This is a genomic window from Paenarthrobacter sp. NPDC089988 (assembly GCF_044748465.1).
GTDB lineage: Bacteria > Actinomycetota > Actinomycetes > Actinomycetales > Micrococcaceae > Arthrobacter.
Genome location: NZ_JBIVGD010000011.1, coordinates 159523 through 173596 on the forward strand (window position 1 = coordinate 159523; position 14074 = coordinate 173596).

Sequence of the window (14074 nt, forward strand, 5' to 3'; positions counted from 1 at the left end):
ATCGGGGTCAGTACCAAGATGTACCTCGGCTACGCGCAATCCCTGGCGTGGCTGGAACAGCTGGTGAAAGAAGTGGACGCCCGTCCGGCCCTCGCGGCCGGGCGGGTGGTCCCGTTTGTCATTCCGTCCTTCCCGGTGCTGCCTGCTGCTGCCGATCTCCTGGCCGACTCTCCGTTGGTGCTTGGTGCACAGAACTGCGGGTGGGCAGACGGGCCGTGGACTGGTGAAGTCTCGCCGTCAATACTGGCGGAGCTCGGCGTGGAGCTCGTGGAAATCGGGCATGCCGAGCGGCGCGAACACTTTGCCGAGACCGACGCGATCGTGGCACTCAAGGTACGTGCCGCCGTCGAGCATGGCCTGACGCCGCTGCTGTGCGTCGGGGAGGACCTTCGCTGCGAGCCCGCCGAGGCTGCAGCGCTGGTGTTCGCGAGCGTCGAGGCAGCCGTTGCCGGGGACTGGTCGCTTGCCGGCCGCATCGTGCTCGCGTACGAGCCGATTTGGGCCATCGGGGCTGCTGAGCCTGCCTCTGCTGCCTACGTTTCGGACGTTGTAGCTGCTGTCCACGCCCAGCTGGCTCCGTACGGTTTGGCGCGCCTGCCCGTCATCTACGGCGGTTCGGCCAAGCCAGGACTGTTGCCGCAGCTTGCCGGAGTGTCCGGGCTGTTCCTGGGCCGGTTCGCGCACGATCCCGTGAACTTCGGCCGGGTGCTGGACGAAGCCCTCGCCCTGCCCAACTGACTAGCATTTGTGGTTGTTCTCAGGGCTCAGAACAACAACAAATGCTAGTCAGATGGGTGCTTGGGCGCGCTGGCAGAGGGCGATGAATCCACCCAGGTTCTCCAGTCCCTCCGGATGCGTCGGGAGGTAGTTGGTCAGTTCGGGCGAACGTACGACGACGGCACGCCACTTCCCGCGCGACACCGCCACGTTGATCCGGTTGCGTGAGAGGAGGAATTCCATGCCCCGGGGGACTTCGCCAGCCGCCGATGCCGCCATGGAGACAATGACTACGGGTGCTTCCTGGCCTTGGAACTTGTCTACTGTGCCCACCCGGACCTTGCCGAGCCCTGCTGAGCGGAGCTGGTGCTTGATCAGTTGGACCTGGGCGTTATAGGCCGCGACCACCAGGATGTCCGACTCGGAGAGTTGACGGGGACCGTCGCCCTCCTCGGATGGATCCAGCCAGGACAAGCCCAGATGCGCCTGGACCTGCTGCACCACCATTGCGGCTTCCTCGGCGGAGGACGTGGAATTGCCCGTGTGGTCAACGTAGACGCACGCAACCCCGGGCTCCACTCCCTCGAGGTGCCGCTTTGAGGAGACGGGTGCTGCTTCGAGGCGCCCGTCGTAGGACAGATCGGACACAGCCTCGCACAGGGCCGGATGCATACGCCAGGAGTGGGCAAGGAAGTAACCCAGCTCCGATGGGAGGGTGTTGTAGCCATCTGAAAGCCAGCCCAGCGCAGACTCGTCCACGGGTTCGGGGTGGGTTCCCTGGGTGACCTGCGGCAATTGCTGCGGATCCCCAAGAAGCAGTAGCCGTTTGGTGGCCCGGCTGACGGCCATGGTGTTGGCCAGCGAGAACTGGCCGGCTTCGTCTATGACCAGGAGGTCAAGCGAACCCGGCGGCACAGTGCTTCCCACCATGGTCCAGGCCGTCCCGCCAACCAGGGCACCGCCCGGCTTGGACAGGATGTCCTGCACGTCGGCCTTTCCGCAACCGTCCCAGGGCACAGGATCGTTGTGCTTGACTTCCTTGGCCACGCGAAGAGGATCCACCCCGGCCTTCTCTACGGCGGCGCACAACATGTGTTCCACCACGGCGTGGGACTGGGCCACGACTCCTACCTTCCACCCCTCAGCCACCAACTGGGCCAAAACGTGGGCTCCGACGTAGGTCTTGCCGCTGCCGGGAGGACCCTGGACGGCCAAGTAAGAGTTGTCCAGGTCCTTCACCGCTTCGGCGATGGCGTCGATGTATCCTTCGGATCCCGCCGTTACCTCCGGCAATGAGGTGAGCGTTGCCAGCCTCGGTGGCTTCCGGCGGACCAAGTCCAGTGCCGGATCCTTCGGCCAGGACGGCAATGACGCCCGGAGTTTCGTAGCCAACGCCGCCAACGCCGCCCTCTGGCCAGTGGTGGCTATCGGGCTGTCCGGGGTCAGGGCCATGGGCAGCTGGCTGAATTCCGTGGAGTCCTTGCGGAGCCCTTCAACGATGGTCACGGATTCAAGGTCCCCGCCCTCGCCGGCTTCAATAACTTCAGTTCCGCTCCAACCGGCACGGCCCAGGACTGACGACTCCTTGGCCGCCAAAGCATCCGGCAACGGGGGATCGTACATGCGGAAGTACTTCTTGCCGGGCTCCAAGCCCGCCCCATCACCCGAGCGGCCCAGCAACTTCACTATCCGGACAGGGTTCTTGCGCGGCCCGGGCTTGGCCCAGTCCCGGAGCAACTCCGCGTGGTCCGCCACGAAGATGTCGCGGCCGTCATCCCACTGCGAGGTGGGTTTTTCGAGCCGGTCGAAATGCCCCCACCAATGCTGTTTGTCCTCCCGGCGGTGGTAGCCAACACCGGCAGCGACAATGCCGATCGCACGGGAATCCACGGTGGCACGCTCGGCATCAGGCAGTCCTTCAAGGTAGCCGAACAGTGCCCTCTCTTCCGGAGGAGCCTCGTACTTCTCTGGTTCCGCCTGGACCTCGTCCGCCACAATGAGACCGGGCGAAATGGACCGCTCCGCAGCCCGGGCCAGCAACCAGTTCCGCAGTTCCAGCGTGGACAGGCAGTCGTACTCGTTGTAGTCCCGGATGCTCTCCAGGATCGTGGCGGCCTGTTCAACCTCCCCGGTGTCCCGGGCCGTGCAGTAGTCCGCGTAGGCAACCACGGAGGCCCCGGCGTCGGTCACTTCCCCAGAGCGCAAGTGCTGGCCCATGTAGAGGGGCTCCAGTTTCTTGATGCTGTAGGAATTCTCGGAAACGCGGATGCTGTGGCGGACCGTATCGTAGAGGTCCACCAGCACGCCTTGCCGCAACAAATCGTCGACGGCGGTTTCGCCCACCACGTGCGTCAACGACAAGTTGCGGAGTGCCGTTTTCTCGTACGCGGCGTAGTGGTAGATGTGCATGCCGGGATACTGGTTGCGCCGCTGGGCCACGTACTCCAGGAAGTCGACAAGAGCCTGCCGTTCCTGCTCGCGCGAGTGCGCCCAGAAAGGGCGGAACACCGGCTTCCCACCAGATTCTGCGGGGTCCTCGATGACGCCGAAAAGGTATTCGATGCCCCACTTGCCCGTGGCGGGATCCTGCCACAACGGATCGCCCTCGAAGTCGAAGAAGATATCCCCGGGATCAGGTGCAGGCAGCCTGCCGAGCGTGTTGTCCGGGAGGACGGTATATGAGACGCTCTTGGCCACGCCGGTCTTGTCCGTGTAGTTGACCGTTCCGTCCGGAGTTCCAGTGCCAGTCTGAAGCCGTGCCTGCTCGCGTAGCCGCAGCAGAGTGTGGTCGCCCTCGGCCGGCAGTGAGGCGAGCTGATCAATGGTGGAGACCCCGGCCTCGATCAACTTCTTGCGCCGGCTGATGCGCATGCCGGCAACCATCAGGAGGTCGCGGTGCAGTACCACCTGCTCGGCGCAGTAATCACAACGTCCGCACGCGGAATACCGGGAGTCGCCCCACCCAACGGGGTCAGGCTCTGCGATGTGGGTGGCCGTCATCGCCAGGAACCGATCACGGCGTTCCTTGAAGACCGGGAGGATTTCGACCAAGGGATGGTCTGAGTGGACGCGGTTGCCCAGGACCAGCGTGACCACCGGATCCGGGGTGATCCCGGCCTTCAGTAGCTGATCCCCATAGGCCGCCAATTGCAGAAGCGCAGTCACCTTGGCATGCCGTGCCAGCTTGGTGTCGAACACGGCGTAACTGCCGCCCGGTTTCTTGACCAGGAAGTCTGACCGCCCATGGAAAACACCGTCAAAGAAGGCAGCCTGGAACACGATGTCCGCCCCGGACCGCAAAGCGTCGATGGATTCCGCGTGCTTGGCCGAAAGGCTGGCGCGGTCCATCGCGGTGGCGGGAACGACGTCGTACACGCCTCTTCCAGTAGCCGCATCCCAAGGCCCGAATTCCGCCAGGAACTCGTCCAGGACCTTGTGCTCGTGGACGTCGCCCAGCTTGGCCGTGCGTTCCAGCATGGCGTCGGCGGCGAAATCGGGAACCGGGGAGCGGCCAAGTTTCTCGTCCAGTTTGCGCAGCACCTGGTACTCGCAGGTTGCCGCAATGACGAGGTCGCTCGCGGAGAAAACCAGGTCTTTCGGCGCGCGTGCTGCCTCCGGATCGAGAAAGAACACGGTGACCTACTCCTATCGCCAAACAATCGCCAAGCAAAGCTGAACCCTTGCTGCCAAGCTATCAGCGGGCCCCGACATTTTAGGAGGCCTTGCACTTTAGACTGCCCCCATGACTGAATCAGCCCGCACCGCGGACCCAGGTTTCGAAGCCGCCTACCAGGCAGCACAGAAGAGCCTCAGCGAAGGTGGCATTCCGATCGGCGCCGCGCTGGCCCGTGGAGGAGAAGTCGTCGCCAGCGGCCACAACGAACGTGTGCAGCACGGCGATCCGATCGCCCACGGAGAGATGTCAGCGCTGAGGGCGGCAGGCCGGCAGAAAAGCTACCGGGACACAACGCTCTACACCACGCTGGCTCCCTGTGCGATGTGCACGGGGACCATCATCCAGTTCAAGATCCCGCGCGTGGTGGTGGGCGAAGCCGAGACCTTCCCGGGCGAATTCGACCTCCTCCGTTCACGCGGCGTGGAAGTGGAGGTCCTCAATGATCCGCGTTGCGTGGACATGATGCGCACGTTCCAAGCCGAGCATCCGGAGTTGTGGGCCGAGGACATTGCCGAGTAGGGCGCAAACAAGGAGCGACGGCGGCACCAAGGGCGGGTGCCGCCGTCACCGGCTGCTGGGGAGCCACGTGTCAAACAGTCAACCGACGACTATTTGGCGGGCTTCCTCGGAGCCGACCGGCGGGAACGGGCCGCCGGAGCTGAGGGACTGAGTTCCTTGACCTGTGCTACCACGGAGGGATTGGCGCCCCGGGTTCCAAGGTCCTTGGCGAGCGTTTCCACCTCGGACTTCGCGGCCGCCGAATCGTCGGCCTTCACATGCAGAGCCGTCCGCAGCTCCACCAGGTTCCGGTAGGCCAGGTTGCTCGTGGGCGCCCCTGATTGCTGGAACGTGGTCAGTCCTGCGTCGGTCAGCGCGAGTGCCCGCTGCGGATCGGCACTGTGGTGCTTGACCATCTTGTCGTCTTTGCGCCGGTAGAAGTCATCTCCCACGGATTGCGCGACGGCGGTGGCCGCCTTGACGCCCAAAGGCTCACCGCTGAACCGCTCGGCAGCTTCGGTCAGGGTGTCCAGGCCTTTGCTCAAGTGCGGGGACATGGAGCCTTCGAAGGCCAGGGTCAGACCTACTTCGCGGGTGAAGAACTCCGGAGCGAAGCGGTCCTCTTCCTTGGTGACCGGGAAACCAACCCGCAAAGGCAAGGTATTGGACGCTTGGACGACGCCGTCCGTGCTGTAGACAGCCCTGACCAGGTACTGGCCTGGTTGGTCGAAGGCGAAGCCCACGGTCCCATACGCCAGCTGGACCAATTCGCTGTAGCGGTCACTGCCGTCCGTGGTTCCCGCGGGCGCCAGCGTCACCAGCTCAGGAAGGCCGTAGAAGCACACCACGGATTCGTGCAACACCACGGTTCCATCGGGTTTCTGGACATACACGGTGGTGTTCCCGTACCGCGGATCCAAGCGGCCATCCACCAGGACGGGTGCATCGCTGGTGTTCCGCAACCTGAACTCGATGGCCACCGGCTCCATGTAGTCGAAGTAGCTCTTGGCGGAAAGCGCCAGTTCCACGTCGCTGCCCGGCCCGGAGACCGTCATGGCACCGGGAGGAGATTCGAGGTGGCCGCCCGAGGCCCAGGGATCGCCACCCATGATCACGGAAGCACGGTCGCCGTGGCGCATATGGAGCAACTCGTCGTCGTCGAAACGGAAGCGGAAGTTGGCCCAAAAAGTATCGGCGCCGTTGCGCTGATCGTACTTCCAGTCGTAGTTCATCCAGGACAACGAATCCGGACGGGCCTTGTCCCAGGCATGCAGGAAGTTGAAGGCGTGCCCGGCCTCGTGGACCCAGGTGTACAGGAAGTGCCGCATGGCCCAGGCCTGGTCCTGCGTGGAGGGGTTGCTGACGAGGTTGGTGAACCACGTGTGGTTGCGGAAGACCGCAAAACCCTGGCGGTCGGGTCCGCGACCGGCACCGCCAAAGCCCGCAGCGGCGTCGAACATGATGCCACCCACGCCGGCAGAATCGAAGAGGCCCGCTTGGACACCCCAAAGATTCCACGCGGGCCAGCCCGAGTTGTACTTGCCGAACGAGGTTTCCATGGCGTCGTGGAGTTCACCGACACTCCACGAAGCGAAGCCCGCAGCGCTGTCATCGATCACGGTGTGCGCGGGGTCGATGGTGACCGAAACTCCGGCGTCTTTATAGGAGGACTCGATGCTCAGGGTCCGCTCGGCGAGATCCGCCGGACGGTTGTTGTGGGCGTGGTTGTTGTAGACGGGGACTTTGGGTTCAATGTCCACGGACTGGCAATAATCCAGCTCGAGGTTGACGTCCCTGAAGCTGTCGGAGCGGTACTTGCAGGCGAAGGGTTGCCCGGCCACGCCGCCGCCGGTGAACGTTGCCACGGCTCCCGAGATGGCGCCGTGCTGCCACGTGACCACAATGTCCACCGTGGTGGTGGGGTGGGTGCCTTTCCAATACCGGACCGTTCCGGTGATGTGTGCATCAGAGCGGGTCATGGTCACCACGGGAGCGTCAACGATCCACGACTCCACATAGGTTTTCACGGTCTGTGTCAGGCCGCCGACTTTCACTTGGCGGGTGCTGAAGAAATCACCGCTGACCTTGTTAAGGACGGGAGATTCGACGCCTTGGCGGGGATCGACGTCGAGCCTCAACTCAAGCGCGCTGCCGACGGGACCGGTGACGGCTTGGTTTCCTTCGTAGCGGCCGCTCACGGCGGCCGATCGCCAGCACCGCCACCAATCTTCGGTAGGCCAGGACCACGAAGCGGGCGATGGAGCGGGCAGAGGGGGAGAGGGGATGGCTGTTGGGTGATGGGGGACGGGGTCAAGGAGGGTGCTGGGGACGTTGGGGATGTCCATGGGAGGATCTTTCTCGCGCTGCAAGCAAACAACAATGCGTTCGCCGATGCCGTGCCGAGGGCAGCAGGACCTTGTGAGTCGGCCTGCTCCGGGCGGATCGGCGGCATGACGGTTCAGGGCGGGGCGGTGCGAGTTGGGGAGTCCCGAAGGGGTGTTTGGCCAATGCCCAGAAGCCGTGAATAACCCAAAACGAGGATACTCCAACGAATGGATTATATCCAGAGGATTGTTGGGGAATTTTCGCTCGTCGAGAAGCGCTGTCGGCTGGTCACTGCACACCGCCGGGCGTAGGCTGGCTCCATCGGCGTCGGAGCCGAAGGACCCAGCCCCACAAGGACCCCGCCCCTCAGGACCCTGCGTCGATGACCCCAATCGATGAAGGAGGATCCCGTGAGTGTCGTACGTGAATTCATGACAACCAATGCCTGGTGCATTCCTGAAGACCAGACTCTTGAGGAAGCTGCCCGCAAGATGAAGGAATTGGACTGTGGTTCGCTTCCTATTTGCGGAAATGATGGCAAGCTCTCCGGCTTCATCACCGACCGCGACATCGTGGTCAAGTGCCTGGCCGAAGGAAGGGACGCCCGCGAAGTGCGCGCCAGCGAACTCGCCCAAGGCAAGCCCTACTGGATTGATGCGGATGCCAGCATCGATGAATGTATCCGGATGATGGAGGAACACCAGGTACGCCGCTTGCCCGTCATCAGCGACCACAAATTCGTCGGCATCATCAGCCAGGGTGATATTGCCCGGAATTATGCCGAGGAACGTGTAGGCGAGATGGTGGAGCACATTTCCGCCAGGGAACACATGGCCCACTAGCCCGGGCCACGAACCGCACGTAATCCAGCCGCCGCGAAGCGCTCCCTAGAGGAACGCCTCGCGGCCCGTCCCTTCGCGCAACACCAGTTCGCCGTCCTCGATCGAGACGATCAGGCTCTTCGGTTTTCCAGCCAGCTTCCTGGTTGCGCTGAGTTTCCGGCTGCTGACTTCAACCCCCACCGTGGCACCCTTGGCGGGAAGTTCCACAGTGACCTCGTCCGCCATGCCCAGCAACATCTTGGTGGACACGTCCCTCTCGGACACAGCTTCCTTGCCGTTGACGGTCACCGTCACGTCATCGGAAGCGAATCCGTCCTGGAGGATGATCAGCAGTTCCTGCATGGTCCAACTACAGCACTAACAGCGCCCTCGGCATAGGGCCGGACCTGAAAACTGTCAGCCATCTGGGGCAAACTGTCAGGGTGACCCAAAATCTCCAACACCAGTCAGCCGACTCTGCCATCCACCAACTCATCGCCAAGGAACTTGGCGTCCAGGCCTGGCAGGTCAAAGCCGCGGTGGAACTGCTCGACGGCGGATCCACCGTTCCCTTCATCGCCCGGTACCGTAAGGAAGCCACCGGGACGCTCGATGACACCCAGCTGCGCGACCTCGAGGAACGGCTGAGGTACCTGCGAGAACTGGAGGAACGCCGCAAGACCGTCCTCGAGGCGATCGCAGCGCAAGGCAAGCTGACCCCGGAACTGGAGGCCGCCGTCGTCGGTGCCGATACCAAGGCGCGGCTGGAAGACATCTACCTCCCCTTCAAATCCAAGCGCCGCACCAAGGCCCAGATCGCCCGCGAGGCCGGCCTTGAACCGCTGGCCGACGTCCTGCTGGCGAACCCGCAGCTCAACCCGGAGACGGAAGCTGCCAAGTACTTGAACGCCGAGCACTCCATCGGGGATGCTGCCGCCGCGCTCGCCGGAGCCCGCGCCATCTTGGTGGAGCGGGTGGCCCAGGATCCGGATCTTGCCGAGGATCTTCGCGAACGCCTCTGGAAGCAAGGCAGCATGGTCTCCCGCGTGAAGAAGGGCATGGAGGCCGAAGGGCAGAAGTTCAAGGACTATTTCGAGTTCACCCAAGTCCCTTCCGGTATGCCCTCACACCGTGTGCTCGCGCTGCTGCGTGGTGAGAAGGACGGCGTCCTGGAGCTGGACCTCGCCGAAGCAGATCCAGCCGACGACGACGCCCTGGCCGCCGCCCGCGGTCGCTACGAGAACGCTGTGGCCAAGTCACTCGGGGTCGCCAACCAGGGCCGGCCCGCCGACCTTTGGCTTACCCAGACTGCCCAGCTCGCCTGGCGGGGACGCATCCTGGACCGGCTCACCACGGACCTTCGCGGCCGCATGTTCGCTGACGCCGAGGACGAAGCCGTTCGGGTCTTTGCAGCCAACTTGCGTGACGTCCTGCTCGCGGCCCCGGCCGGAAACCGCGCCACCCTTGGCCTGGATCCGGGACTCCGGACGGGCGTGAAGGTTGCTGTGGTGGATGGCACCGGCAAGGTGGTGGCGACTGACACTATCTACCCGCACGCTCCTGCCAGGAAGTGGGACGAAGCGTTGGCCACGCTCGGTCGCCTTGCCAAGCAGCACAGTATTGAACTGGTGGCCATCGGCAACGGCACGGCGTCGCGGGAAACGGACAAGCTGGCCACTGAACTCATCAAATCGCTGGAAGCCATTGGTGTGACGGGAGTCCAGAAGCTGGTGGTCTCCGAGGCGGGAGCTTCTGTGTATTCCGCCTCCGCCTTGGCCGCGTCCGAGCTGCCCGGCATGGACGTCTCACTTCGCGGTGCTGTCTCGATTGCCAGACGATTGCAGGATCCCCTTGCCGAGTTGGTGAAGATCGAGCCAAAGTCGATCGGTGTCGGGCAGTACCAGCACGATGTCACCGCCGCGAAGCTGGACCGATCGCTGGATGCCGTGGTGGAAGACTGCGTGAACGCCGTGGGCGTTGACGTGAACACGGCCTCACCCGCGTTGCTGAGCCGCGTGGCCGGTGTTGGCCCGCTGCTGAGCGAGAATATTGTGGCCTACCGGAACGAGAATGGCCCGTTCGGCAAGCGCAGCGACTTGAAGAAGGTGCCGCGCCTGGGCGCCAAGGCGTTCGAACAGTGTGCGGGCTTCCTCCGGATCACGGGCGGAGCCGAGCCCCTGGATGCTTCCAGCGTGCACCCCGAGGCCTACTCCGTGGCCCGCAAGATCCTGGTAGCCGCCGGCGGTGGACCGGCCACGGCCCTGGACCCGCAGGCCTTCGTTGACGGCACGTTCGGTTTGCCCACGGTCAAGGACATCATGTCCGAGTTGGAGAAGCCCGGCCGCGACCCCCGTCCGGCCTTCAAGGCTGCCTCGTTCTCCGAAGGCATCGAGAAGATCTCCGACCTCAAGCCCGGCATGATCCTGGAGGGCACAGTCACCAATGTGGCCGCGTTCGGTGCCTTTGTGGACGTTGGAGTGCACCAGGACGGGCTGGTCCACGTGTCCGCCCTGTCCAACAAGTTTGTCTCGGATCCGCGGGAGATCGTGAAGTCAGGGCAAGTGGTCCGGGTCAAGGTCCTCGAAGCCGATCCCGAGCGGAAGCGCATCTCACTCACGCTGCGGCTCGACGACGAGCCTGGTGCCGCGGGTGGACGTGGCTCCGGCGGCCGGAGCGGTCAACCTGGTCGGGGAGATCGTCGGGGAAACCAGGGGCGTCCGCAGCAAGGCGGTCAGCGCCATGGCAAACCCACACAGTCACAAACCGCCCCCGCGAATACGGCAATGGCCGAGGCCCTGCGCCGGGCAGGGCTGGGGAAGTAGGCGCGGTATTGTCGGCCCCGGCCCATAAGATGCGGACATGTCAAAACAGAGGGGTGACTGTGGCTACATTGCGGATCAGTGACGAGAGGTTGCCAGGAACTGGGGCGGTGGATCAATTTGAGCTGGCAGGGCTGCCAGACGTCATTACCGTGGAGGATCTGATCCGGTGGCGCGTGCGCGAAGAGGTCGCTCGTTATAACGCTCACGGTGATGCCAAGATTGCGGGGCTGGTGGAACCATCCGCCCGGGAACGTGAATTGAATGTACAGGGGCGCGGTAATAAGGTTCGTGTGCCTTTGAATTGGAAACAGCAGGCGGACATTGCGGTAAAAGGATTTCAAAGGAATGCCTTTTTCGTGATGGTAGACAATCAACAGGTTTGCGAACTGACTGATGAGGTAGACGTCCTGAAAGCGACCGATGCCACCTTCATTAGGCTCGTACCGTTGGTCGGAGGGTGAGTGCTATGGAAACCATCGAGTTCGTTGAAATGCCCGAAAGCCTGCGACGACTTGCCGATAAGCAGCGGCGACCGTTACTGAAGTTCTTCAAGACGAAGCTTGCACCCCAGGACGCAGAGGAGTACCGGGAGAGGTTCACTGCCTACCTTGAGCGGCTCGATCCGGCCGGCCGAAAGGGCGCCTTCGGTTTCGCTTTCAGGCACGTCGACGAGCATCGATACGGCATTGCTGACAGGTACTACGAACCAGACGGCATTCCTGAAGGTCGCGTCCACATGTATCCGCCTGTTGAGCAAGCCCTGCACGCGCTCTCGGAATTGGCTCCTTTGGACTGGGATGCCGAGGAACTCGGTTGGATGCTCACACATGTGCCCTACTCCAGGTTCATCTACCCTTCTTGGCGCCGTGCTTTTCACGGTCCCCTGATGGCCTTGAAACCTGTGGAGCGCAGGAGACTTCCATCGGCAACCAGGCGAATGGAAGAGCAATTACTTGTCGATTTCCGTGGTGGCGCGGGACTGCATCCTGAAGTTCGAGAATTCGGAGAACTGTTGCTCGACGACGACGGAGAACAAGGCCGCATCCCGCTGCAGTATGTGATGGATGCTGATGACATCGGACCTCAGGTAGGGGAGGCGGTCCGGCCTCTCATGCCCGACCACCGATCCGCTCGCCTGTTTCTCTTCATGAGCGAATTGACCGGACCAAAACCCACAGCGAAGTGGAAACGTGAGGCGGCCATCCGTGTTGCCGAGGATCCTGCCGCACTGATGGTGGCCAAGGCTTTGCTTGGTATTGCCGCGGAGAGGACAGCCACCACCGACCGTGGCGAAGTCTCATGTCTGACCCCGCACACAGGGAGTCTCCTTCGTGCTTCCTTCTGGTTGCTCGCCCTCCAGCCCGACGCGACCGGAGATATCACCCTCCTTCGCGATGCGGCCACGTATCTGGGAGCCGGCCACAACGGCCGCAACGGAGTCTGTCGGTCCTCAGCCGGAGCCAATGCCGGTGTGGAGGTGCTGTTGGAGATCGCAAAGAGTCACCCAGCCGCCACGACAGAAGTCGTTGGTGCCCTGACTAGGCTCCGCGATGTGGTGAAAAACAAGAACTTGCATAAGCGCCTGGTCAACGTCGTCGATCAACTTTCCGTTGAGCGGGGGGTTTCCCCCTCGGAACTGCTAGAAACGGCCATTCCAGATCTGGGATTTGACCGGGACGGCAAGAAGACCATCGCCGTCGGTGGGTACACAGTACAGTTGGTCCTTAGCCACGGACCCACAGGGTTTGCCGTGGAAGACCTATGGTTCAAAGTCACAGGAACGGCAGTTGACATCCCGTCCGAGCTGAAGAAAACGCCGCAACTTGCAGTAGTCAAACGGGCAGTCAGCGAAACGCGGAAAGCGCTGATAAGCCAACGCGGCCGAATTGAACGGCTTATGGCCTCCGACCGGATGTGGTCCGGATCCGATTTCCGTACTCGATATCTTGAACATCCCATAGTGCGAACCACCGCGTGCGCCTTGCTATGGACCATCAGGTCCCACGGACAAGAATTCTCCGGTTACCCCCGGCAGAATGATGAGGCCGATAGCTGGGATCTTGTGGGAATCGGAGGAGAGGCCCATTCAATAGGCGACGGCGACGTCGTGGTTCTCTGGAAACCATGGGAACGTGACGCCGAAGAAGTGCGTTCTTGGCGGTCGCAGATCATCAGGGATCGGACGAGGCAGCCGTTCAAGCAGGCTTACAGGGAGCTGTACCTTCTGACTCCAGCAGAACGCGAGACCAAGGACTATTCCAACCGGTTCGCAGCGCATGTGCTGGATTATCCGCGGCTGCAGGCGTTAGCGAAGGAACGCGGTTGGCACGGCGCGCAACTTGGTTCGTGGGACGGCGGCCAAGACTCTTGTCTTTACCTGGGCTTCCACGACGAAAAGCTCAGGGTCGGATTCAGCATTGAAAGTCTCGATCCAGAAGAAGACCGCACATCCTTGTGCTCCACCAACAGGGTGTGGTTCGAGCGGCGCGTTTCGCGGGACATCTGGGAGTCCGTTGAGGTGACCGATGTGCCGCTGGGGGTGTTCAGCGAGGCTTTGAGGGATATCGACCTGTTTACCGCCGTGGCAGCAATCGGGCCGGACTTGGACTGGGCCGACCATCCGAATGGCCAGGTCAGGGACTACTGGGCCAACTCGCACACTGCGGTGCTCTCGGAATCAGCGAAATCACGGCATGGTTATCTCAGCGAAATCCTTCCCCGCACGGCATTGTCCGAGCGCTGCCATCTGACAGATCGCCACCTCATCGTGCGCGGCACACAGCGCTCCTACAAAATCCACCTCGGGTCTGGAAACATCTTGATGGAACCAGATGATGCATACCTTTGCATTGTGCAGGCGCCCTCCGCACGCACCGGCCGGATCTTCCTGCCCTTCGAAGAAAAAGCCGGGAGGCTAGCCGCTATCCTGTCGAAGGCCTTCATGCTCATGAACGACCACAAAATCACGGATCCATCAATCCTCAGCCAGATTCACGGTGCACGCCGCAGCGCGCCCAGTTAGAGCCGGATAACCCTTGCTCCGGCCGCTCCCGTCGCCGCGGGAAGCCAGAGCTCTTTTCGTTTGAAGGCTTCGCACCTGATGGGCTCGGGCACCAGGTAGTTAAATGCTGGCCCGACCAAGGTTGCGACAGCACCGCCGTCGGGCTCCAGAGTCGTCTGTTCGAAACCGTCGCCGAGAATCTCGGGAACCCAGG

The 14074-nt window shown here is 62.7% G+C and carries 9 protein-coding genes; 6 read left to right on the forward strand and 3 right to left on the reverse strand.

Annotated features, from left to right (window positions below):
- Positions 1–18 precede the first annotated feature (18 nt).
- Positions 19–738: a triose-phosphate isomerase family protein gene (locus ACIPV6_RS14530; RefSeq protein ID WP_400271574.1), complete on the forward strand. Its 720-nt coding sequence runs from the start codon at positions 19–21 to the stop codon at positions 736–738.
- A gap of 48 nt (positions 739–786) precedes the next feature.
- Here the strand turns inward: ACIPV6_RS14530 and ACIPV6_RS14535 are convergent, their stop codons facing one another.
- Positions 787–4350 (reverse strand): TM0106 family RecB-like putative nuclease, encoded by a 3564-nt coding sequence (locus ACIPV6_RS14535; protein WP_400271548.1) that lies wholly within the window; start codon positions 4348–4350, stop codon positions 787–789.
- Positions 4351–4459: 109 nt separating this feature from the next.
- Here ACIPV6_RS14535 and ACIPV6_RS14540 point away from each other — a divergent pair, with 109 nt between their 5' ends.
- Positions 4460–4912 (forward strand): nucleoside deaminase, encoded by a 453-nt coding sequence (locus ACIPV6_RS14540; protein WP_400271549.1) that lies wholly within the window; start codon positions 4460–4462, stop codon positions 4910–4912.
- Positions 4913–5001: 89 nt separating this feature from the next.
- On the opposite strand, the gene ACIPV6_RS14545 is transcribed toward ACIPV6_RS14540, so the two are convergent.
- Positions 5002–7236, reverse strand: a complete 2235-nt coding sequence (locus ACIPV6_RS14545; RefSeq protein WP_400271550.1) for a hypothetical protein — start codon at positions 7234–7236, stop codon at positions 5002–5004.
- Positions 7237–7626: 390 nt separating this feature from the next.
- Here ACIPV6_RS14545 and ACIPV6_RS14550 point away from each other — a divergent pair, with 390 nt between their 5' ends.
- Positions 7627–8058: a CBS domain-containing protein gene (locus ACIPV6_RS14550; RefSeq protein ID WP_400271551.1), complete on the forward strand. Its 432-nt coding sequence runs from the start codon at positions 7627–7629 to the stop codon at positions 8056–8058.
- Positions 8059–8103: 45 nt separating this feature from the next.
- On the opposite strand, the gene ACIPV6_RS14555 is transcribed toward ACIPV6_RS14550, so the two are convergent.
- The gene (locus ACIPV6_RS14555; protein ID WP_400271552.1) at positions 8104–8400 is read right to left on the reverse strand and encodes a hypothetical protein; all 297 of its coding nucleotides are present in this window, start codon (positions 8398–8400) and stop codon (positions 8104–8106) included.
- 80 nt (positions 8401–8480) lie between these two features.
- Between ACIPV6_RS14555 and ACIPV6_RS14560 the strand changes: the two genes are divergently transcribed.
- The 3 genes from ACIPV6_RS14560 to ACIPV6_RS14570 all read left to right on the forward strand — a co-directional run bounded on the left by ACIPV6_RS14560 (position 8481) and on the right by ACIPV6_RS14570 (position 13881).
- The gene (locus ACIPV6_RS14560) at positions 8481–10859 is read left to right on the forward strand and encodes a Tex family protein (protein WP_400271553.1); all 2379 of its coding nucleotides are present in this window, start codon (positions 8481–8483) and stop codon (positions 10857–10859) included.
- A gap of 107 nt (positions 10860–10966) precedes the next feature.
- Positions 10967–11320, forward strand: a complete 354-nt coding sequence (locus ACIPV6_RS14565) for a hypothetical protein (RefSeq protein ID WP_400271554.1) — start codon at positions 10967–10969, stop codon at positions 11318–11320.
- Between the two features lie 5 nt (positions 11321–11325).
- Complete coding sequence (locus ACIPV6_RS14570; RefSeq protein WP_400271555.1) at positions 11326–13881, forward strand: DUF4132 domain-containing protein; 2556 nt, start codon at positions 11326–11328, stop codon at positions 13879–13881.
- The last annotated feature ends 193 nt before the right edge of the window (positions 13882–14074 follow it).